24 protein-coding genes are annotated in these 22,719 nt (G+C 41.2%); 4 read left to right on the top strand and 20 right to left on the bottom strand.

Features of this window, described 5'->3' with window-relative positions; genetic code table 11:
* Positions 1–173 precede the first annotated feature (173 nt).
* Both EV194_RS04380 and EV194_RS04375 read right to left on the bottom strand, forming a co-directional pair.
* Entirely contained in the window at positions 174–740 is a 567-nt protein-coding gene (locus tag EV194_RS04380; RefSeq protein WP_132432499.1) for a DUF3267 domain-containing protein, read from the bottom strand.
* A 195-nt stretch (positions 741–935) separates the two neighbouring features.
* Positions 936–1,508 carry a hypothetical protein gene (locus tag EV194_RS04375; RefSeq protein ID WP_132432497.1) on the bottom strand — a complete coding sequence of 191 codons (573 nt, stop codon included), beginning with the start codon at positions 1,506–1,508 and terminating at the stop codon, positions 936–938.
* A gap of 304 nt (positions 1,509–1,812) precedes the next feature.
* Here EV194_RS04375 and EV194_RS04370 point away from each other — a divergent pair, with 304 nt between their 5' ends.
* Entirely contained in the window at positions 1,813–2,445 is a 633-nt protein-coding gene (locus EV194_RS04370) for a SagB/ThcOx family dehydrogenase (RefSeq protein ID WP_132432495.1), read from the top strand.
* Positions 2,446–2,456: 11 nt separating this feature from the next.
* Here EV194_RS04370 and EV194_RS04365 read toward each other — a convergent pair whose 3' ends face one another.
* Complete coding sequence (locus EV194_RS04365; protein ID WP_207915906.1) at positions 2,457–3,716, bottom strand: cystathionine gamma-synthase family protein; 1,260 nt, start codon at positions 3,714–3,716, stop codon at positions 2,457–2,459.
* 133 nt (positions 3,717–3,849) lie between these two features.
* The gene (locus EV194_RS04360; RefSeq protein ID WP_132432491.1) at positions 3,850–4,431 is read right to left on the bottom strand and encodes a hypothetical protein; all 582 of its coding nucleotides are present in this window, start codon (positions 4,429–4,431) and stop codon (positions 3,850–3,852) included.
* Between the two features lie 243 nt (positions 4,432–4,674).
* Here EV194_RS04360 and EV194_RS04355 point away from each other — a divergent pair, with 243 nt between their 5' ends.
* Both EV194_RS04355 and EV194_RS04350 read left to right on the top strand, forming a co-directional pair.
* Positions 4,675–4,968 (top strand): DUF2752 domain-containing protein, encoded by a 294-nt coding sequence (locus EV194_RS04355; protein ID WP_132432489.1) that lies wholly within the window; start codon positions 4,675–4,677, stop codon positions 4,966–4,968.
* A gap of 10 nt (positions 4,969–4,978) precedes the next feature.
* Positions 4,979–5,329, top strand: coding sequence for a TM2 domain-containing protein (locus EV194_RS04350; protein ID WP_132432487.1), 351 nt, complete (start codon positions 4,979–4,981; stop codon positions 5,327–5,329).
* 327 nt (positions 5,330–5,656) lie between these two features.
* Here the strand turns inward: EV194_RS04350 and EV194_RS04345 are convergent, their stop codons facing one another.
* The 13 genes from EV194_RS04345 to EV194_RS04285 form a co-directional block, all read right to left on the bottom strand.
* Complete coding sequence (locus EV194_RS04345) at positions 5,657–6,133, bottom strand: NADH-quinone oxidoreductase subunit NuoE family protein (protein ID WP_079556263.1); 477 nt, start codon at positions 6,131–6,133, stop codon at positions 5,657–5,659.
* 50 nt (positions 6,134–6,183) lie between these two features.
* On the bottom strand, positions 6,184–7,959 hold the full coding sequence (locus EV194_RS04340; protein WP_132432485.1) for an NADH-dependent [FeFe] hydrogenase, group A6: 1,776 nt from the start codon (positions 7,957–7,959) through the stop codon (positions 6,184–6,186).
* A 35-nt stretch (positions 7,960–7,994) separates the two neighbouring features.
* Positions 7,995–9,788 (bottom strand): NADH-quinone oxidoreductase subunit NuoF, encoded by a 1,794-nt coding sequence (locus tag EV194_RS04335; RefSeq protein WP_132432483.1) that lies wholly within the window; start codon positions 9,786–9,788, stop codon positions 7,995–7,997.
* A gap of 25 nt (positions 9,789–9,813) precedes the next feature.
* Complete coding sequence (locus EV194_RS04330) at positions 9,814–10,206, bottom strand: (2Fe-2S) ferredoxin domain-containing protein (protein WP_132432481.1); 393 nt, start codon at positions 10,204–10,206, stop codon at positions 9,814–9,816.
* 31 nt (positions 10,207–10,237) lie between these two features.
* On the bottom strand, positions 10,238–10,783 hold the full coding sequence (locus EV194_RS04325; RefSeq protein WP_243699327.1) for an ATP-binding protein: 546 nt from the start codon (positions 10,781–10,783) through the stop codon (positions 10,238–10,240).
* A gap of 2 nt (positions 10,784–10,785) precedes the next feature.
* Positions 10,786–11,532 (bottom strand): PHP domain-containing protein, encoded by a 747-nt coding sequence (locus EV194_RS04320; RefSeq protein WP_132432480.1) that lies wholly within the window; start codon positions 11,530–11,532, stop codon positions 10,786–10,788.
* Positions 11,533–11,551: 19 nt separating this feature from the next.
* Positions 11,552–11,887 carry a serine kinase gene (locus EV194_RS04315; protein ID WP_132432478.1) on the bottom strand — a complete coding sequence of 112 codons (336 nt, stop codon included), beginning with the start codon at positions 11,885–11,887 and terminating at the stop codon, positions 11,552–11,554.
* On the bottom strand, positions 11,874–13,253 hold the full coding sequence (locus tag EV194_RS04310; protein WP_132432476.1) for a [Fe-Fe] hydrogenase large subunit C-terminal domain-containing protein: 1,380 nt from the start codon (positions 13,251–13,253) through the stop codon (positions 11,874–11,876). Before EV194_RS04310 ends, EV194_RS04315 begins: the two co-directional genes overlap by 14 nt.
* 15 nt (positions 13,254–13,268) lie before the next feature.
* On the bottom strand, positions 13,269–13,682 hold the full coding sequence (locus tag EV194_RS04305) for an ATP-binding protein (protein WP_132432474.1): 414 nt from the start codon (positions 13,680–13,682) through the stop codon (positions 13,269–13,271).
* 20 nt (positions 13,683–13,702) lie between these two features.
* Entirely contained in the window at positions 13,703–14,047 is a 345-nt protein-coding gene (locus EV194_RS04300) for a DRTGG domain-containing protein (protein ID WP_132432472.1), read from the bottom strand.
* 240 nt (positions 14,048–14,287) lie between these two features.
* Positions 14,288–15,481 (bottom strand): SpoIIE family protein phosphatase, encoded by a 1,194-nt coding sequence (locus EV194_RS04295; RefSeq protein WP_132432470.1) that lies wholly within the window; start codon positions 15,479–15,481, stop codon positions 14,288–14,290.
* A gap of 9 nt (positions 15,482–15,490) precedes the next feature.
* Entirely contained in the window at positions 15,491–17,362 is a 1,872-nt protein-coding gene (locus EV194_RS04290; protein ID WP_132432468.1) for a [Fe-Fe] hydrogenase large subunit C-terminal domain-containing protein, read from the bottom strand.
* 36 nt (positions 17,363–17,398) lie between these two features.
* Positions 17,399–17,650, bottom strand: a complete 252-nt coding sequence (locus EV194_RS04285; protein WP_132432466.1) for a (2Fe-2S) ferredoxin domain-containing protein — start codon at positions 17,648–17,650, stop codon at positions 17,399–17,401.
* A gap of 103 nt (positions 17,651–17,753) precedes the next feature.
* On the opposite strand from EV194_RS04285, the gene EV194_RS04280 reads away from it, so the two are divergent.
* Positions 17,754–18,581, top strand: a complete 828-nt coding sequence (locus EV194_RS04280) for a hypothetical protein (RefSeq protein WP_132432464.1) — start codon at positions 17,754–17,756, stop codon at positions 18,579–18,581.
* Between the two features lie 2 nt (positions 18,582–18,583).
* Here EV194_RS04280 and EV194_RS04275 read toward each other — a convergent pair whose 3' ends face one another.
* The 3 genes from EV194_RS04275 to EV194_RS04265 form a co-directional block, all read right to left on the bottom strand.
* Positions 18,584–20,374: an NADH-dependent [FeFe] hydrogenase, group A6 gene (locus EV194_RS04275; protein WP_132432462.1), complete on the bottom strand. Its 1,791-nt coding sequence runs from the start codon at positions 20,372–20,374 to the stop codon at positions 18,584–18,586.
* A 430-nt stretch (positions 20,375–20,804) separates the two neighbouring features.
* Positions 20,805–21,983 (bottom strand): NADH-ubiquinone oxidoreductase-F iron-sulfur binding region domain-containing protein, encoded by a 1,179-nt coding sequence (locus EV194_RS04270; protein WP_132432460.1) that lies wholly within the window; start codon positions 21,981–21,983, stop codon positions 20,805–20,807.
* A gap of 63 nt (positions 21,984–22,046) precedes the next feature.
* Positions 22,047–22,520 carry an NADH-quinone oxidoreductase subunit NuoE family protein gene (locus tag EV194_RS04265; protein WP_132432458.1) on the bottom strand — a complete coding sequence of 158 codons (474 nt, stop codon included), beginning with the start codon at positions 22,518–22,520 and terminating at the stop codon, positions 22,047–22,049.
* Between the last annotated feature and the right edge of the window lie 199 nt (positions 22,521–22,719).

The following is a 22,719-nucleotide window of genomic DNA, read 5'->3' as shown; positions in this document are numbered from 1 at the left end:
AAATAACCGATGGAAACCCTTAATAATTAACATTCTCAACAAATTTATTAAACTGTTGAAAAAAAACTAAAAAAAAACTCACAAAGCGGATAAATCATGGTCTAAAACAAATTAAATCGCATCTCAATTAAAAATAAAGAAGTTTTTTTAGACAACAAAAAAAATGTAACAATTTATCTTTCTGAGGATTTCACAATATAAAAACCCAATTTTGAGGGATGATCCTTAATCTTGTCACTCCATTTTAGGTTTCGTGTAAGAAAAAATGAGACCCAGTCGCCACCACCTCCTACACTAAAAATGTATCCAAAAAAGAGCCATCCGGGAGACTGATTGAACCAGGCATAAATTAATGGGAACAAACCCATAACAAAAAATGGAGTTAATGCCCCTACACGATACAACAGAACTGACATTTCCCCTTTAAAATGACACCATGGAGAGCGAGTTTTCGGTTCAATACCAAAAGAAACGTTACGAATTCCATTTCTGGAAAAAATCACAAAAACTAAAGCATGTAGGAGTTCATGAAAAACCAGGCCAAACAATACCAACACGATAAATAGGATAACACTTACCAAAGAAACTCCGCTAAACACGCCAAATCCAAAAACCATAAAAAAAGGAACCAAAGCAATCAGTGAGAAAGGAATTACATTACGCATAACCCATCGCGCAGCCTCCTCAACAGGGATGGATACTTCCTCATATATATTTTCTTGTTTATTCTTCTCCTCCATAAATAAAAACTCAATTTTAAAATACAGAAAACAGCACCCTATTGTACAAAGGTAATAAAATGAGAATAAATCAAGTTGGACGTCAATTCCAGAGAGATATAAAAAAAGCTATCTGCATAAGCAGATAGCTCGTTCTATCATAATTTAATTGGGTCTCATAAGAAATTGAAAGACATCTTTAAATCCTTTCAGTCATTAATTAGTCGCCACATCAACCTCTCTACTTTCACCGCCCCCAATCTCTTGTTGCAATTCTGCCAACAATCTGGTGGCTTCACGTAACCCTCTTTCTGCTTCACGCTTTAATTCACGTCCCCGCTCAAAATCTCGGGTTCCTATTTCGGATTCGCGAATAACCTCTCGCATAAACTCATCATAAGCATTCAACTCCTGACGGTAGGCCTGATCAAAATTTCTTAACTGAAGTCTCAGTTCGGTTAACTCTTCTCGGGTTGCATTTCTCATCAATTTCTCCAATTCACGTCTTTCCTGAGTATATGCTCTTGCTCTTTCGTGCATTCTGTCTGTAGCTATCCTTATTTCAATAGAAGTTCTCTCTCTGATGGTATCGCCTGTGGTAATTAAAGAATCTGCCATTTCAAGTCTCGACTGATATCTTTCATGCTGTTGTTTAACATTTTGAATGCGTCTGTCCGTTGGATTGTTTTCAGAACTAGAAGTCCCGGCAATCAATGCAACCGGTAACACAAACAGAACGACTAAAACAAGAAGGAATTCTTTTCGGAATTTGAATGTTACATTTTTCATGTCTAATGGCTGTTTAGGTTTGAATGCAACTAAGATATATATAGCTGAACAGATAACAGTCAATTGGTTACTAATATGTGATAAATGGTTAATTTTTTATGACGAACGTAAAAATATACCTGACGAACGCACAATCACCTCATTACTAATCCCAAATCAACCATGCCAATCCAGAAACCCCAATAACAACAAGACATCTGACATCAGACATTAAAAACAAGAATAAAATTCTTCTCTGTTGCTGATCTCTTAATTTGCTTTTTGTTATTTTTGGATATCTATTAATCAACTAAAACCATTTAGTATGCAACGTATTATCTTACCACTTTTATTTATTTCCATTTTCAATGGCGCTTGCGCTCAGGACATACAACTTCCATCCCCCGACAAAACAGGTGGAATACCATTAATGCAGGCATTAAATGATCGTCAGACAACACGGGAGTTTGCAGATAAAGATTTGTCTCTTCAGGATTTATCCGATATCTGTTGGGCTGCCTGGGGTTTTAATCGTGAAGATAAAAGAACTGCCCCCTCATCGATGAACAAACAGGAGATGTTGTTGTACGTTTTTCTAAAGAAGGGAGTATATCTATATAATGCTGAAGAGCATAAACTGCAACTGATAAAAAAAGGAGATCACAGAAGCGTTGCAGGTTTACAGGATTTTGTTGCTGATGCAGCAGTAAATCTTGTTTTTGTTGCTGACATGAAAAAAGCTGGTCTGGATTCACCCGATGAGATCACACCAGAGAGTCTGATTCCATCGCATGCCAACTCAGGCTTCATGGCACAAAATGTATACCTGGTAGCTGCATCCAAAGGGCTGGGAAGTGTTATCAGAGCCTGGATAGATGCCGATGAAATTCACGAATTCCTGGAACTTGATCAAATGAAACGACCATTGTACGGGCAATCTGTTGGTCATAAAAAATAACCATTCAGTTTTTAATCCAGAACTGCTTGATCAAGCGCCTGTTTGATATCATTTATAAGGTCTTCAGAGTTTTCCAGACCAATACTAAGGCGAATAAGCTGATCGCTGATGCCATACAAAATCCGATCATCATAGGCCACGTCCACATGTGTCATGGTGGCAGGATGCTCAGCAAGACTTTCAGTGGAACCAAGACTTACGGCTATTTTAAATAGCCGTAAGTTATTTAAAAACCTGAACGCTTCTTCCTCCCCTCCTTTAATTTCAAAGGCAATCATTGATCCGGGAGATAAACACTGACGATTATAAATCTCCCGCTGGGGGTGATCATCTTCCAAAAGCCCGGGATAATTAACTCTTTGAATCTTCGGCTCATTTTTAAGATAATGAGCCACCTGAACAGCATTTTCAACCTGCTGCTTCACTCTTACATGCAGCGTTTCAAGGCTTCTTGAGATCATCCAACAGGTGTGAGAATCAAGTGTTGATCCAAAAAACGTGCGCAGTTGCTTGAGTTGAGCAATCAATTGTGAACTGCCTGCACAAGCTCCGGCGATTAAATCACTGTGCCCGCCTATAAATTTGGTTGCCGAATAGAGGGAAATATCAGCGCCGAATTCTAATGGTTTTTGATAAACAGGCCCTAAAAAAGTGTTATCAACAACCAGCACCGGTTTTTTCCCAAGTCGCTCAAGTTTCGCAGCCATTGAACTGCACATTTCTATGTCTATCAGAGAGTTTACGGGGTTTCCCGGCACTTCTATAAAAATTACAGATGGCACTTTCCCGGGATAACACTCTCTTATAATACTCATTATCCTATCCATAGAATCACTTGCTGTAAACCTAACTGAATTGATTCCGAAAAGTGGCAGAACATGGTTGATGAGATGATCCGTTCCGCCATAAACCGGAGCACCATATAGCAATAAATCTCCGGGACGCAGCCAAGCAAACATCACCGCTGAAATAGCAGCCATTCCGCTGGTAAAAAATGCGGCATCGTCACATTTTTCCAATGCGGCAAGACGTTTTTCTATAAGTTCAAGATTGGGATGATTCAAACGACTGTAAATCATTTTCTGCTCCTCTCCGGGTTTTGGTTCTCTTAACCCATAGGCCAACTCAAAGAAAGACTTTCCCTCTTCGGATGAATGAAAGGCGAAAGTGGATGTTTGAAACAAGGGACACTTAACTGCACCTGAGTAGTCTCTGGAATCGTAGCCATGAGACTGCATAAGAGATTCGGGTTTGATGAATGGTCTTGTCATAATGCTCCTTTTTCTTAAAGTTAATAAAGTATGCATTGAAAAACCATAACAATAGTCATGAAAGATGGTGGAAAGGTAGAAAGGTCAAATGGTAGAAGGGTGAGAAGGTGGAGGGGTTTGAAATTGGGATATATTACCGGACGGTGAATGCAGCGTCAAGATTTAGCTCGTTGAGCAGATCGGAATGTTCTTTTTTTGCACGGTTCAGATTGCGTTGGGTAGATCTCATTGCCTTGTTGGCATCCTTTTTCATCTTCTCTCCTCTTTCAACCAGCCGTGCCCCCTGAGTGGCATCCCTTAGCCAGTTTCTGATTTTCGCATCGTCTTCTCTCACTGTAGCTCTGTGATCTCGGTCCATATCACGCAATGTATTTCGAATAGTTCTGCTCTCTGCCTCACTTGAATTACGCATTTGTCGCCTCAGTTGTCTCTCTTTGGCATGATACTCATCCATTCGCTTTTGCATCTCCAATGAAAGACTGTCAATTTTCGCCACTGCTGCTTCATTTATCTCCAACCCCACCTGTATCAGCGAATCCCCTTCTACAATCCTGTTTTCATGCCGTTTATGCGAAGCCAGTGCACGCTCAACTTTTATCTCTGCACGCTCAATTCGTGTGCTGTCGCGGACTGTTAATGCCTGACCATTTACATTCGAAAAAAGAGCCATCAATAAAATGGCAACAAGCGACGGATACAATTTGAAAGGTATCATACAATTTTGATGACTTAATTGATTCGTATTTTTTATACAATGATAAAAATAAAATGCTTATTTCTAATCAAAAAGAATTAAATTTATACATACATAATCAATTCAATATCGTTTAGTTAAGATCTGACAGGTTTCGATATTCTTATTAGGACAGGATGATAAAAGAAATAATATCAATAGTGACCGGAAAAAACCTGTCAGTTTATTTCGCTTAACTAAACGACATTGATAATCAATTCATAAATGATCTCATTTAGGTCTATCTTGAGCTATAAAGCCAAATATTTTGAAGCCGCAACATGGTTGCTGGCGTTATTTTTATTGGCCATTAACAATCCAACCAGTCATGCACATTTTTCATTATGTCTGTTGCATAATTTAGATATGGGGTTTTGTCCCGGTTGCGGTTTGGGACGCTCAATATCATGGCTTTTCAGGGGAGAGATTATAAAGTCGATTCACAGCCATCCATTAGGAATCCCTACAATGATAATATTAACACACAGAATATATACTTTATTGAATAATCGCTACTAAATCAGACACCATGCAAAAAATCTTCAACTATTTACCTGAAGCAGAACTGGAAGAAGCTCAGTTTCTAAACTCACTCTTAAAAGACAAACCGGACGAGGAGTTCAGAAATATTCTGTACATCTATCGTTCGAGACGACGCGATCCGCAAATTATTTTACTCACAACCTTGATTGGATTTTTAGGTTTTGCCGGCATTCAAAGGTTCCTAATAAATCAGATTGGGATGGGGGTGTTATACTTTTTCACCATGGGATTCTGTTTTATTGGAACCATTGTTGACCTAATTAACCATAAATCTCTGGCAACGGAATACAACCGGAAGGTTGCATTTCAGGTTATGGCTCTGTTCGAAAACCAATAGAAAAACAGGATCAAGAAACTTATCAAATAAACGGTAAAACAAAACCACAAGGCTCACAAAGTTTTCACAACGTACACAAAGAGAATTGTTAAAACACGCAAAAAAACTTTGTGAACTTTGTGGTTAATTTTCTTATGAGGTTGTCTCAAAATAAAATTTCAACAATCCTTCTCTATCAAATCAAAAAATCCGTATTAAAATTCTCCTCCTGAATCCTTGGAGGACTTTAAGCCTCCCACTTGGGGGAGGTTTGGAGAGGTGAAATTGTGATTGCTTACGAATTATATGTATTTAATATATATAATTCGACTTTTGAGACAGTCTCATTCAGGCGTATTCCGATAATATTTTCTTTACATCGTCGGCAGAGACCCTTCCATAAACCCGCTCACCGATGGTGACTACCGGAGCAAGTCCGCATGCGCCAACACATCTGAGGCAACTAAGAGAGAATTTTCCATCTCCTGTAGTTTCGCCTACTTTTACATTTAAAATACGCTTAAACTCATCCAGCACCTTTTCGGCACCTCTCACGTAACATGCCGTCCCCATACAAATAGAAATAGGGTTCCGTCCCTTGGGCAACATACTAAAGAAAGAGTAGAAAGTCACCACACCGTATACATGAGCCACAGAAACGTTCAACTCATCGGCAATAATTTCCTGCACTTCTGCCGGCAGATAGCCGAACAACTCCTGCGCTCCATGCAAAACATTGATCAGTTCACTGCCCTTGTTGTCATATTTCTGACAGACCTCTTTTAACTCCTGAATCTTACTCTCAGGTAATTTGACACTTGCCATATCTTTGTTGTTTAATATCTGTTAATAATTGGATCGATAGAGTATCAGGATTATTCTTGATTAATCTCAATCTTACTTTTTCTATCGAAATAATGTGTATGCAAAAGTTCATGAGACTTATCGCTGAGAGGTTTGCCCAGAAACTCCTTATACAATTTTTGGATATAAGGATTTTCATGTGATTTCCTGATGGGCTTCCCTGCATCTTCTGCATATATGGCTTTTTGTCTTTTCTTTAATATTTCCACGTCACCGTGATGGTAAGGCTGGCCTCCTCCGCCGATACATCCACCGGGACATGCCATAATCTCGATGGCATGAAACTCTGACTTTCCGGCCTTTATATCCTCAAGGAGTTTTCTGGCATTCCCTAATCCATGAGCAATTCCAATGTTGATGGGCAGGCCGTCAAAATCAACAGAGGCCTTTCGGATGCCGTCCATTCCACGCAATTCCATGAAATCTACCTTTTCGAGTTTCTTTTCGGTAAACATTTCATAAGCACTTCTCACTGCTGCTTCAATAACACCACCAGTAGTTCCAAAAATCACCGATGCACCTGTGGATTCACCAAGCGGATTATCAAAATCCTCATCCGTCAGTTTACCAAAATCGAGATTGGCATTTCGAATGAGATTTGCCAACTCACGGGTAGAAATAGACAAATTGACATCCGGATCGCCATTAACCTGAAACTCTTCACGGGTGCATTCATACTTTTTCGCCAGACATGGCATAACAGAAACGACAACCAAATCTTCACGCTTTTTCTTTAATTGCTGCGCAAAATAAGATTTGGCAATGGCTCCGAACATCTGCTGCGGTGATTTGGCTGTGGAAGGAATATCAATCATTTCAGGGAAATGATGTTCAAAAAACTTCACCCAACCCGGGCAGCAACTGGTTAAAATAGGCAACTTAACCTCTTTATCGCCATTAAGATGGCGCGACAAACGATCGAGGATCTCAGCTCCCTCTTCCATGATGGTAAGGTCGGCAGCAAAATCGGTATCAAACACATAATCAAACCCGAGTTTTTTAAGGGCTGCAACCATTTTACCGGTCACCAGGGTTCCAGGCTCCATACCAAAAGCCTCACCCAATGCAGCCCGAACAGCAGGAGCCGTTTGAACTATCACGGTTTTTTGAGGATTCACAATGGCCTCCACCACTTTCCAGGTAGAGTCCCTTTCGGTAAGTGCAGCAGTTGGACAAACAGCCACACATTGGCCGCAGTAAGTACAGGAAGATTTATCCAGATCCATTTCAAATGCCGGTGCTACAACCGATTCAAACCCCCGGTTGATGGCAGATAAAACGCCAACCGTTTGAACATCATTACAAGCTGTTTCGCACCTACGGCACATGATACACTTATCCATTTCGCGAATGATGGCTGGTGACTTATCTCCTTTATATCGGGATTGCTCACCTTTATAGTGCAGTTCGCGAATACCAAGCTTCTGAGCCATGGATTGCAGATCGCAATTCCCGGATTTTGCACAGGTTAGACACTCTGCCGGATGATCAGAGAGAATCAACTCCATAACTGTGCGACGAGCGTTGATTACCCTCACCGTGTGAGAATGAACCACCATGCCTTCACTGCACTCAGTTTTACAGGCCGGAGCCAAATTCCTGCGTCCCTCTACTTCGACAACGCAAACACGGCATCCGCCGGGTTTGTTCTCGAAGTTGAGATCTTCCAGCTTCATATAACAAAGTGTGGGAATATTAATCCCTATTGATTTGGCAGCTTCCAAAAGAGTTGTTCCCCTCTCAACCACTACCGGCTTATCATCTATGGTTAATTTTACAATATCCATTCTTTTAAGATTTTTTGGTTACCAACAATTTGGAATTACTGTACACTAATGGCTCCAAACTTGCATTTTTCCAGACAAGCTCCACATTTTATACAGATACTGCTATCAATGACATGCGGAGTCTTTTTTTCACCTGATATGGCATCCACCGGACACACTCTGTTGCACAACGTACATCCCACACAGAGATGAGAGTCAATGATATAATGCATCAGCGCTTTACATTGTCCGGCCGGACACTTGCCATCTGCAACATGAGCCAGATACTCTTCATGAAAATTATCCATGGTTGATAACACCGGGTTTGGTGATGTTTGACCCAGTCCACACAAGGAGGTGTCTTTAATTACGTTGGCAAGGTTTCGCAGCATCCCCAAGTCTTCCTCACTTGATTTGCCCAATGAAATTTTATCGAGCATCTCATACAATCTTTTGTTCCCGATACGACACGGAGCACATTTACCACAGCTCTCTTCCACAGTAAAATCAAGGTAGAACTTGGCCACAGAAACCATACAATCGTCCTCGTCCATAACAATCATCCCTCCCGACCCCATCATGGAACCACATTGCAGAAGGTTTTCGTAGTCGATGGGTATATCCAGATGTTTTTCGGTAAGACAACCACCGGAAGGACCACCGGTTTGAACGGCTTTAAACTTTTTACCACCCTTTATTCCTCCACCGATATCAAATATGACTTCGCGCAAGGTAATCCCCATTGGCACTTCAATGAGTCCAACATTGTTGACCTTTCCGGCCAGAGCAAACACTTTGGTTCCCTTGCTTTTCTCTGTGCCAATTTCTGAAAACCACTTACTTCCTTTGAGAATAATGGGAGGTATATTGGCAAAAGTCTCTACATTGTTAACGTTGGTTGGTTTTCCATTGTAACCTTTTTCCGCTGGAAAAGGTGGCTTAACGGTGGGCTCACCTCTGAGTCCCTCCATGGAGTGAATCAGTGCTGTTTCCTCTCCGCATACAAAAGCGCCCGCACCCAGCCGTATTTCTACATCAAAGTTAAATCCTGTTCCTAAAATATCTTTCCCGATAAGGCCATATTCCCGAGCCTGATTTATGGCCGTCTTCAATCTGTTGATGGCCAGCGGGTACTCTGCTCTGATGTAGATCAAACCAGTATCGGCTCCGATGCAAAATCCGCATATAGCCATTGCTTCAAGTACCGAGTGTGGGTCACCTTCAAGAATCGACCTGTCCATAAACGCACCCGGGTCACCCTCATCGGCATTACATACCACGTATTTTTTGTCAGCCTGAGCTTTTCTGGTAAACTCCCACTTAAGGCCGGTGGGGAACCCACCTCCACCCCGACCTCTCAGTCCGGACTCCTTTATGATTGCAGTTGCTTCTTCGGGCGTCATGCTTTCCAGAATTTTCCCCATAGCAGCATAACCATCACGGGCAATGTATTCATCAATATTCTCAGGATCGATGAATCCGCAATTGCGCAAGGCAATGCGGTACTGCTTCTTATAAAATCCCATGTGTTTGGAGTCGGAAATGCGCTCCTTGGTATCAGGATCAATGTAAAGAAGTCTCTCAACTTTTCGTCCTTTTACCAGATGTTCCAAAACAAGTTCGCCAGCGTCATCAGGAGTCACTTCTACATAAAAAGTGTTATCCGGCACCATTTTTACAACCGGCCCCTTTTCGCAAAAACCAAAACACCCGGTTCGTACAACCTGCACATCTTCATTGAGGTTGTTCTCTTCCAGCGCAGATTCAAGGTTAGACACAATGCCTTCGCAGTCTGAGGCGCGACATCCTGTGCCTGCACATACTAAAATATGACTTTTATATTTTCCCATAACATTCAAGAGGGTTATCAGTTTATTACTCTATTGTTTCGTAACTATCAGGGATGATGCCATCAACCAGCTCACCACCCTTAATATATTTTTCTATGATTTCGGATGCTTTTTTGAGAGTTACATCACCAAACACCAGCGGTTGTTCACCGGGCTTAATCACCTCGATGGTAGGCTCTGCATAGCAGTATCCCATACATCCCGTTTGCGTAACAACAGAGGGGATGTTCTCGCTGTCCAACTCATTAATGAGATGGTTCATCACCTCTTTTGCACCTGAAGCTATACCACAGGTAGCCATTGAGACCTTTATCTGCACCATACTCTCAGGATTGTCACTATTTTCTCTGAGCGAAATTTTGCTCCTGAGTTCGTCCTTCATTTTCCGAAGGTCGGCCAATGTCTTAACTTTTGCCATAGTTATTGGATGTTTTAATATTTTGGGTTTTTTATTTAATATTCATCTCGTCCATATTCTCTTTTACCATTTCGCGCAAAAAATTGACTACTTCAGGATTGTATACACCAACATCCCCCAGTTCTTCCTTCACCTCTTTTGAATTCAGATTGAATCTCTTTTCATCCTGTGTGATGTGGATAATGAAATCCACATCGGGCGTACCACAAATAAGAAGAGCCACAGTGCCTGCGATATCTCCCAATGGAATGCAATCAATGTGTCCACGTAAAAACCCGGCCTTTACCAGGGTTCCTTTTCCGGTTTCAGAATCAATCGATATTGATCCTCCGGTTTGTTCAGCATTCATCTTCAAAAAAGGCAGTCCCAACCCCACTTTTCGTTTGGTTCTGGAGGAGACAAACGGATCTGTTACCTTGCTAACCGTTTCCTGATCCATGCCACATCCATCATCCAATATTGATAATTCCATGGAATTATCAATTGAGTGAAAATTCAAGGATATTTCCACGACTTTTGCTCCGGCTCTCACAGAGTTTCGTGCTATATCCATCATATGCATAGAGATGTCCTTCATAATTAATCATTCCCGGCTTTAGCTTCTCTGCCATCCTGATGATTCAAAGCCATCCTGATCTCTTCAAATGTGAGCTCCTTCATCTTGAGCCATGTGAACCGCCTTCCAATATGTTCAGGTTCGTGGGCATCAGAATTGGTTATGATTGAGAAACTACTATTCTGATTTTTAACCTCTGCAATTCTTGGCTCATTAAGAAACAAAACTTCAAGAGCATCGGCCTGTAAATCAGGCGGAACAAACCCCAGCTGACGCAACATCCCATTGATCATACGATCAATGTGTGCCGGGAAAAACAGTCCGTTGAGCCGATGTACTTCGCTTGCAATCTCATCTATGGATGCATTTAATGCACTCCATAGCAATCTGGGCTCCTCTCCTATAATCTCTTCATGCCTGTTGACCCATACCTGATGACCAAACTTTTCAGGCTTATTCAGAATCTCAGGCAATTTGGCATCCAGAAACACCTGAAATTCTTTAAGATTTTCAATCGATTCAAAGAGCGTTACACAATGAACCTCCTCCCGGCTGTTGATTTCTGATCCGCCGATGACCACCAATCCCTTCTCTTCACCTACTTCCATGACTTCTATGCATTGTTTGGTAGAGTTATGGTCGGTTATTGCAATGATGTCCAGCTTTTTTTTGAGCGCCTCATGAACAATCCGTTCGGGCGTCATATCCAGACCTCCACAAGGTGAAAGAACGGTGTGAATATGCAAATCAGCCCGATACCACTTCATCATTTCCGGTTGTTAATCCATTTCAATTGTTTAGAAAACCATACAATTTACCTGAAATTTCAAAGGTTTCCATATCAGTCCCAAGCAAAGGAACCCCCTCCTCGTTGCTGTGGGCGATGGTATCCTCATCTGGTTGCAATCCCTTTACAATGATAATTGCCGCAAGTTCTTTCAGTGATGCCACGGCCATAATGTTCTTATGGGTTTGAAGAGTCATCCACACAAAATTTTCATCTGTATTTCCCATGACATCACTCAACAAATCGGAAACATAGCCCCCGGCTATCTCATTTTCGAGGCCAGATTCTCCTGAAAAAACCTTCAGCCCCAATTTTTGAACCATATCACGTACCTTCATCTTTAGCTCCTAATTTTGTACAATCTTTATCTAATCTGTCTTTACCCCAAACTTTATCAATAATCCTGATGGCATGGTCGCTGTGAAGCTTCTTATGTTTTTCCATCGTTCTCTGAATAAACACGCAACTGGAGAGTTGAGCCTCCTTTTGAACAATATCCTGTGCAAGGCTCAGGCAGTTTGGTGCGCCACAGGCTCCGCAATCAATTCCGGGCAGATAACACATCAACTTCCTTACCTGCTGCATCTTTCTGAGAGCAACGGTCATATCCTCATCAAGTTTCAACATAGACCGTGGCTCCAATGGCTTAAGTGGCAGGCGGGTTTTCATAAAATCCACATACGATGCCAAATCTTCGGGTATCCCATGTATGTCCTTGAAAAGTTCAGCTCGTTTTCTTAACCGTTCAACGGTTAGAAAACGATTTCCTACTACCAGAACGCCTCCTGCGCAACTCTCGTCACATGCTCTGAGTTCAAGAAAATCCAAATCCGGAATCTCATCATTCTCTACCTTTTCAAGTATGTCTATTACATTATGTATTTCATCAATTGCCAGACAACGGCCCCGCATATGCGTAGCCTCACCATTTGTAAGCGTCCATTTAATATGTTTAGGCCCTAAGTTGGGCAGATTTTCACCGGGTGAACGGACTCCGGAACCGCTGCGATTTTTGATTCCGTGATACACTTTATTGTACATAAAATCCATGTTAATGACCCCGTTAACAGGAGATTTGGTTTCACCAACCGGACTTTTAACCGCAGCAATTTTGGCCGCACATGGGGTAACAAAGAAAATGCCTATCTCCTCGTCGGGGATACCTTCATCCTGCAACTTCTTTCTAAAGAAAATGGCAGACGCATCGATGGGTGGTTTCACCAAAAGAATCTGATCAACCAAAGCCGGAAATTTCACCTGTATCAATCTAACAACTGCCGGACAAAAAGAAGAAATTAAGGGTTTCTCTGTCTGCTTCCGGGCAGCTTCAATCATGGCATCATTGATGATGTCCACAGTATGTTCCGTCTGAAACACGTGCGTGAACCCCAGTTCCCGCATCACGGAGAATATTTGAGATTCAGAAATATTTGACGGAAACTGACCTATCATGACGGCAGGCACCAGCGCCACCCTATATTTATAATCATATATTTTATCGAAATCGTCCTGTTCAACATAAAAAGCATTTACAGGACATACCTTCATACAATCACCACAGTCAACACACCAGTTTTTACGAATGGAAGCCTTACCATTCCGGATTCGGATAGCCCCGGTAGGACATACATTCATACAATGAGTACATCCGTAGCAGAGCGATTCGTCAACTTTTAAAGCATGATAAAACTGGTCATTTGCCATGTTTACAACCTGATTTTATTGCAAATAAGTGATCATTTCCAACGTTGTTCCTTTTCCCACGTCTGAGGCAATTTTTAACTCATCGGTGTTCTTTTTAATATTCGGAAGTCCCATCCCAGCTCCAAACCCCATTTCGCGCACTGCGGCAGATGCGGTAGAGTATCCGGCCTGCATAGCAAGATCTATATCGGGAATACCGGGTCCTTCGTCTTCTATCTTAATATTTATTTTTTGCTCATCAATGTAAACCAATATGTTTCCCTTATGCGCATGTGCCACCACATTTACTTCTCCTTCATAAAGCGCTACCACAATTCTTTTAATGATGCGATTGTCGACATTTAATTGCTTCAATATTTTTTTTACCGCACTGCTGGCATGGCCGGCCCGGGAAAAATTTCCACCTTCTACTTCGTACCTGAACTCCATTTTCAATAGGGTTTTCGCGGTTAGTAAACCGGTTTTAAACCCGCTTCGTAAAGAACAGAAACTGTTCTAAACATAGAAAACGGGGTTTCAATTAAGGTAATGTGGTTTTCTTCAGCTAAATTTATCATTTCGGCTGACACTTTCTTCCCTCTAACCAGGACAACACAATGGATGTCAGCCATTTCAGCAGTTCTTATAACCTGCGTATTGGTCAGACCTGTTATCAGAATCAGGTTGTCAGAATCCAGAGTTAAAACATCGCTCATTAAATCGCTGGCAAATCCATACAAAAATTCCCTTTCCTGATTTACATCGCCACAAATCAACCTGGCCTCCAAAAGTTCCACAACCGTACTTATATTCATAAAAATATTATATTACTAAATATCAAACATATAAACAAATCAGAATAATCGCATGGATTTTCAGATGTTAAGATACACGGAAAGTACAATCCTTAAAAATATTAAAAGGGTTTATTGACGTGGCTTACAGTAATATATAAACAGTCTAAATTAACAAGCGCGCAATTTGTGTCGAATTTGTTAAAATATTCTACAAAAAACATGATCTATCCATAATGACATGCGATAATGCCTGAAGGATTATATGTATTCCACGGTCACTTCCTTGAGGAATTTATCTTCCAGAACCCTTACTATTCTTTTCACAACCGACCTGCGTATTTCTAGTTCAACCGGCAGATTGGGATCCTGATGCGCCACATTGATTCGTGTTCCATTGATGATATGAATGCGGTCGCTCTCCAAAAGATATTTAACTATGAGATCTGCAGGTCCGGTGCCAATTTTCTCATCCTTTTTGAGATTTTCAAGGATGCGGGCAGCTTTTCCTAACGTAAGAATTCCTTCAGTGACCAAATTCATCCCTTCCACGTATGAGGCTGGTGGAAGCTCAGGATCAGACTGATCCATACCTGCATCGAAACGCAAAGCCAATTCCCTCGCAATAATTTCTGCAGTGGTGCCTCCTGAGATGATCTTTTTACCAGAAAAACGCTGCACTTTTAGTGCAAAATCCAAATCATTACGCTCATCAAATGGAGGGCCGGAGACCAACAGCATTTTGCGTGGTTCTCTGAAGTAAATAACTCCAAAGGAGGTATCATCTTTTGCGATTCCTCCATCGTGTTTCATTGATAAACTGACTATCTTTCTTGCCAACTTTGCAGAGGATATAAAAGGAGTGTTTTGTAATAGTTTTTTAACCTGTTCAATCACTCCGTCCCGTCCCCATCCAAATGGGAAGGCTCTGGTTCCCATTCCGGACTGCACAACCCCATCGCTCAAAAAGAGAATTCGATCTTCCATTTCTGCCCTGAAGCTGCAGGTTCTGATCTCTTTATCCTTATACTTCTCGTCATCCAACTGAATGGTTTCCCATAGTGGATCAAATACCTCCTCCCCTCTCAGAATAACACAATCCGGATTATCATACTCAACAATGGTTGTAAAACCGTCATCTTCTATGTCGATGATGGTAAAGGTTGAATAGCTGATTTTGCGGACAGAACAAACCGGAAGGGTATTCATGATGATTTCTGCACTTTTCTTAACTTCACGGTGTTCCATGGTAAAATTAACAGCCATTGAGGCTGTTAATGAAGCCAGCACGTTTGCTTTAATACCTGACCCCATGCCATCGGAAAGCACCACAATGGTGCGTCCCTCTTCCTTTATTCTTCTGGATAAAAACACATCACCACAAATCTCCTCGCCCACATGATTGGCCTGATGACAAAAAATATCGATGTATATATGACTTTCGGGTACCAGCATTCTATTTCTTTATGAGTCTGTTTTTTCTTCAGAACTAGTGGTATCTGTTCCTAATTTTTGAGCGTCGATGATGGAGGAAAGTATTTTTTCGGTTTTTGATGCACTTTCTCCCAACAAAAAGGCAATTTGCTGAACTGTTTCAAGGTTTTCACGGATAACGGTTCTTGCCCGGTTAATTACCTCTTCCCTCCGTACATTTGGAGAGGTGAGATCACGAATGATACCACCAACCGCTTTATGTTTTTTAATGGTGAATACAGAGACATTGAAAATTGAATTACCAAAAGGTGTATCGCGATTTAACATGTCCTGTCCGGATTGTAAAACAGAGGCAAACAGACGATGGAACGGAACAAGAGCAGAAAGTTCTGCCCCTTTCAAGCCTGGAATGGTATCGTTTATGGTTTGAGCATCCTCACCCAACATCTCAACAAATACATGATTTGACTCCATAATTTTCAGGTTTTCATCTACGACTACAACTCCGGCATTTATTTTGTCCAACATGATTGTGGTAACTTCAGCTGCTTCAAGTGCTGCCATTTCGCCTGCTCTGGCTTTTTCTTCACTATCTTTAAGAGCCTCCTTGGTTTTTTTCAGCTTTTCATTCGTGGCATTTACTTTATTGATAAAAGTATGAAGTTTGTTAATTGAATAACTATAGCACATCTCATAGTTGGTGAGCCCTTGACAATATGCGATGGCAAACTCTCGACATGATGGGTAACCGCAGGCACCGCACCCCAGTTGGTCCTCAGCTTTACTTTTGCCCATTTCGTGCAACACTCGCCGGATTTCGCTATCGGGTGGCATGGGAAGTCGTCTGTCCTGAGCTTTAAATGTCCGGGAAACATCCAGATCCTTAAACTGCTCAATTTGTTCATGCCAGTTGACCAAATCCAAACCCTTCAAACGCTTGTTTACATATTTGATAACCTCTGATCGTCGCATAAACTTCTTACCTCCCGGACTCATTCCGGGGCCCATCACGCAGCCCTCACAATAAAACAGGTCAAGGTGCTGTTTCAAGCCTGTCTGACTTTTAAATTCTGACAGAGACTCCTTAAAGTCAAATTGTCCGTTGGCACTGATGATATCTCCGGAAAGTAATTCCTGGTTGATGTCCACTGCCTGAAGCATTCCCCGACGAATGGGATAGAGTCCCCCTTTGCGGCCAATTGGGGGATCAAACTCACTGTATTCAACATTGTTCTCTGTAATTTTAAACTCCTTAAAAAGTTCACGCAACTCAATAAAAGTAAGGACGCCATCAATCCGACCATCATCCTTATGCATGCGGGCATCGTCTTTGGCTGCCACACAAGCCGTGGCATACACAAGTTTTAAATCATCTCCGTAATACTCTCGAACCACTTTAGCCATCACCACGTATGGCGGAACCATTCGCGCCAGGTTTTCAACCAGCTCCGGCTCAAACTTTTCCACATAAGCTGCTACGGGTGGACAAACAGTGTGTATGTAGTATTTTCCATGGAAATTATGAAGTAAATCGCGGTATCTGAAAGCAAGTAAATCAATCCCGAAGGCCATTTCAAGCACATAATTAAAACCCAATCCGCGAATCATTGCAACAAATTTGCGATGGTCAGTAATATCTACAAACTCTCCGGAAATGGAGGGATCGCAAATAATAGCGACTTTGGAGCCCGAAGCAAGAAAATCCTTTACTATCTGCTTCTCATCCCTATAGGAAATGGCATTTTGAGAACAAACCATCACGCAATGTCCACAACCAATACAGCGACCCGGAACGATGGTTGCATGGGTCTCCTCAATTTTTATCGCTTTGGTGGGGCATGTTCTGATACATGCCAGACTAAGATTACACTTTTCCGGATCAACTACGACCAATTGCCTCATAATAATGCTTATTTCCTTTGGTAATTTCCGAAAACACTACGAATGACCGAAATACTCATCGAGTATTTCGTAAATATTCTCAGATGACACCGCTTTATATAAATTACCATCAATTTTAAGTACAGGACCCTCCTCACACAAACCGGTACATAACTCCCCACTAAAAAAAACAGTTGGCTCAAGATTGTGCTCCTTTAAATAACTCTTCACAATCTCTAAAACATGTTTGTTCCCTCTTGAAAAACAAGAACTTCCAAGACAAATAGTAACTCTATGCTCCTGATTCATTGGGTATCCGAATTAATTTCACCTATGATTTGGTATGAATTTAAACAAAATAACTCAAAATTTAAAAAATATTGTATTTTTCAGAACTAAATCAATAAACAAAATGCTTCCAAACATTCAAACCACCATCATAGTGGCTTGTGCTAAACCTCCAGATTTACAAACATTGAGAGGTATAGTATTCCCAATTGCAAAGGTATTCGGAGCATCTGTCACGTTTCTGTTAATGAACGACCAATTCTCAACAGAATATGTTGAGAAAAGCTTAACAACTAAAAAATCTACTCTCAGATCACTTCCGGCATTCAGATTTATCTCATTCCCATACAACTTCAATTACAACCAGCTAATGGGAAAGAACAGCCATAATGAGGAGGCGATTATGATAATATTCCCTGAGCTTCCAAGCGGTTTTCCAAGGCCATTGAAAGAACTCAGATTTATGTTGAAAACCCGAAAGTTAAGGCTTCCCTATATGATTTTACCCAAATTTGCTTATGACAACTGGTTTCCCAGCACAGTCATTATACCAATTGGCTATGATCGTACGGATAAAGAGACTGCCATTTGGGCTTCATATTTTGGTAGATTTTCAGGCAGTCGCATTATTGTGCTCAAAGCAAATGAAAAAGAACAATGGGCAAAGAACAATACAGACTTAAACATTCGCTTTGTTGATAAATTATTTAAAGAAACCGGCACACAATACGTATTGCATGAGAGCAGTACCGGATCAGGACGATTACCAAAGGAGGCCATCAAACTTGCTGATGAATCCGGAAACAGTTTGGTGGTGCTAAGCACCACCAAGCATTATGGTGCAGGTCATTATATAACCGGACCTGATGAACTCCACATCATTAAAAACAAATCAGCAATCCCGGTTTTATGCGTTAATCCGGTCAAAAATGCTTATGTTTTATGCAAATAGATTCAATACCGCTCTCTTGGTGTATAATGTGTATGGAGTAGCCGATGCGACTCGTGCCCCAACGGTTCGCCAAGAAACTCCTTATAAACCTTAACCACTTCCGGGTTTTCATGGGATTTCCTGATGGTTTTATGCGTATCTTCCCGATAAATGGCAGAAGATCTAACCTTCCTGATTTCTGGAGAGGTTGGGATTGGTTGTCCGCCTCCCCCAAGACATCCACCGGGACAAGCCATGATCTCAATAAAATGATAGTTTGCAGAACCATCTTTTACCGACTCCATTACTTTTTTTGCGTTGGCGAGTCCATGCGCCACACAGGTTTTCACCTCCACCCCTTCAAGGAAATCCCATTCCGGCAGAGTTTTCTCAATTTTGACGGTAGCTTCTCGAACGCCTTCCATTCCCCTGACCGGAGTAATGTTTAGTCCTTCAAACGGGACCTCCCTACCGGTAACTACTTCATAAACTGTCCTTAAAGCGGCCTCCATTACACCACCGGTGGCTCCGAATATTACAGCTGCTCCTGAACTCTCTCCCATAATACTGTCGTAGGTATCATCGGCCAATGATTTAAAATCTATGCCGGCCTGTTTAATCATAAGCGCCAACTCCCGAGTGGTTAAAACATAGTCCACATCCTGATATCCGCTTGAAAACATCTCCGGCCTGTTGGCTTCAAATTTTTTAGCCGTACATGGCATTACCGATACACTGACCATGGAAGCGGGATCAACCCCGATTTTATTGGCGAAAAACGTTTTAGCCAATGCGCCAAACATTTGCTGTGGAGATTTTGCGGAAGAAAGATTTGGCAGAAAATCAGGGAATATATGCTCAATAAATTTAATCCACCCCGGCGAACAGCTGGTTGTCATAGGCAACCGAACATTCTTATCCTTCTCTTTCAGCGCTTTTTTAAGGCGCTGAAGAAGCTCATGCCCCTCTTCAATTATGGTTAAATCGGCAGTAAAATCGGTATCCAGAACCGAATTAAAACCCAACCGCCGCAGAGCAGCCACCATTTTCCCAGTAACAATTTCTCCGGGATCAACTCCAAGAGCTTCGCCCAGTGCAATGCGAACAGCGGGAGCTGTTTGCACCACCACATATTTTTTAACATCATTAATAGCCGACCAAACCTCCTCAACATAGTTTTTCTCAGTGAGTGCCCCTGTTGGGCAACGATTAACACACTGTCCGCAATTGGTACACACAACCTGGTAAATAGGCTTCTCAAAGAATGTGGAAATTTTCATTTCACTTCCTTTTTTGGAGACTGTTAAGGCACCAATATTCTGCAGCTGATCACAGGTGCGGACACATCTCTGACAACGAATACATTTACTATCGTCTTTAATGATGGAAGGAGAATAATAATCGATGGTATATTCCTTAAATGGGACCAGATTTATGAATGCATTCTCCCCGAGAATGTATTCATGTGACAATTCCTGTAATTCACAATTACCACTTTTGTAGCAAGTGGTACATTCAGCGCGATGCTCGGAAACCAAAAGTTCAAGAATTTGCTTTCGGGAACTACGAACCTTCATGCTGTTGGTATGGATTTCCATCCCATCTGATGCCGGAATGGCACATGCCGGCAACAAGCGGTCAGAACCTGTTTGCTCAACCACGCAAACCCGGCAGTTACCTGCCACACACAAATCTTCGTGATGACATAGTGTGGGAATTTTAATATTAATTGATCGTGCTGCATCAAGCAATGAAGTACCCTGCTTAACACTAACAGATATGCTGTCGATTTTTAAAGTTACCTGGCTACTCATATGCTTATAAAATTTTAATTTTTAACAGATTTGGCTATACCGATTCAACTCTCAAACAAAGCAAATAACTGAACTTAGAGACTATTTAATCCATATCAGATAAATTAAATAGATTTTTAGATATTAGATGCTAGACCGATAGACAAGACAAATTAGAAAACCAGTTGTGCCTATTCATCTGTTTATAATTTGTCTTTAAGTTGCTCCCGAGTACTCGGGAGAACATCCATGAATAATCATCCGCCTGTGTGATAAGATTCCTCAACATGGATGTTTCATCTGTTTATAAATTGTTTTTATAGGCTCCCGAGGTCTCGGGACGAGTTTCATCTTTCTTAACTATTCTATCTGTCTAATTTCTATCGATCTATAATCTATAGAATTCTTTATAAACTAAATTTAAACAGAGACTTAAATGCCTCTCACATAATCAATAGATCATCTCTTCCTTAAAATTCTCAACTATTGAAGAAAAAGAATTTGCTACCGACTGTCCAAGTCCGCATTTGGCTGTTACCCGCATCACCTCTGTAAGTTCCAATAGTTTATCGAGATATGTAGAGGGTCGCTCTCCTCGTTTTACGGCTTGAATTCCCATTAACAACTGTTGAGTCCCAACCCTGCAGGGAGTACATTGTCCGCAACTCTCCTCCACAAAGAAATCGAGGTAATTATGCAGAACATTGTACATAGATCTTGAGGAGTTAAAAATCATCATGGAACCTCCCGTTGGTAGAGATACTCCTGTAAGCTTTCCTTGGTAACCAATGATTGTTTTTTCGAATTTTTTGCGGGGAACGCAAAAACCGGCAGCACCGCCAACCTGTACCGCTTTAGCATCTCCATCCCCAAAATCATCCACAAACTTTTGAAGCGTCATACCAAATTCCAGTTCGTAAATCCCCGGTATGGGTGTGTCCCCTGAAACAGAAAACACTTTGCTTCCCCTGCTGTCCTTAACTCCTAAATCTCTGAATTTTTCAGGACCATACTTAAATATGGAGTAGGTATGGGCCAGGGTTTCAACATTATTTATGACTGTGGGTTTTCCTTTGTATCCAAAATTGGTTGGATAAGGAGGTTTGTTGCGAGGTTCTCCCCGTTTTCCTTCCATACTTTCAAATAGAGCCGTTTCTTCACCACAGATGTATGCGCCCGAACCCATAAAAATCTTAACCTCAAAATCCACTTTGAATTTCTTCATCAGCTGATGAAACTCTTCAATGGCATTGTTAAGATGGGGAATCAGGTAAGTATATTCCTGCCTGAGATAAATAAATCCCTGCCTACAATTTATAATGCGTGCACAAACGGCCATCCCGGTAAGCACCTTGTGTGGAACACTTGTCAGTATTTCTCTGTCTTTAAAGGTACCGGGCTCGCCTTCATCGGCATTACAAATAATAAACTTTTCATCAGCCTTATCATCAGCAGCCAATCTCCATTTTAAACCGGTTGGAAAACCGGCTCCACCTCTGCCCTTTAAACCCGAAGCAATTAAATCGCTAATCAACTCTTCATTGCTCCTGGCTAATGTTTTACCCAGGATAACTTCAGAGTCCCCTTCGTTTTTGAATATTAAGTCGAGTCGTTTCAGATTTTTTGTCATAATGATCTGGTTTTAAAACTGTGAGAATCAACTCAAAAAATATTTCATTTGCAACAACATAAATTACTGCAATGCTTCTCGTCTGTATTTATCTATTATCTCCCTGATGTTTTCAGGAGTCAGGTCTGTATGAGGAGTATCGTTAACCAGCATGGCAGGCCCTTTATGGCACTGACCTAAACAGTTGGTTTCGGTGAGGGTGAAAATACCGTCAGGGGTTGTTTGTCCTGGTTTGATTTTCAGTAACCGTTCCAGTTCTTGCAAGATGATATTTTTTCCATGCATCATACAGGTAATGGTTTTGCACAACCGTATGATATATTTTCCACTTTTTTGGGTTTCAAGAAAACTGTAAAATGTAGCAGTTCCATATACATGTGCAGCAGAGATATCCAATTCCCGGGCTACTTCAATCATATCCTCTTCTGTGAGAACGTGGTTATTTTTATAAATAGCCTGTAAAATGGGAAGCAATGCTATCCTCTCAGTTCCATGACTGGCAGAAACCTTTTGAATTATTTCCTGGATTGGTGACATAAGCACTGAGATTTAAGGTGATACAATTAGAGACTTTTTTCTTTATATAAGTTACAATAATCCTAAATTTCCTTTTTATGACTTTTGTCATGTTTTGTGCACCTATGTTCTATTTATAATTATTCTACTTAGATACATTCCTTTGGCCGTGCAAAAAACATTAACATCGACACACTCTCTTAAATACCAAATCATTTTA

The organism is Natronoflexus pectinivorans (assembly GCF_004345615.1).
Classification (GTDB): domain Bacteria; phylum Bacteroidota; class Bacteroidia; order Bacteroidales; family Marinilabiliaceae; genus Natronoflexus; species Natronoflexus pectinivorans.
The sequence above is the reverse complement of the archived record's forward strand: the minus strand, read 5'-3'. Positions and strand labels throughout refer to the sequence as shown.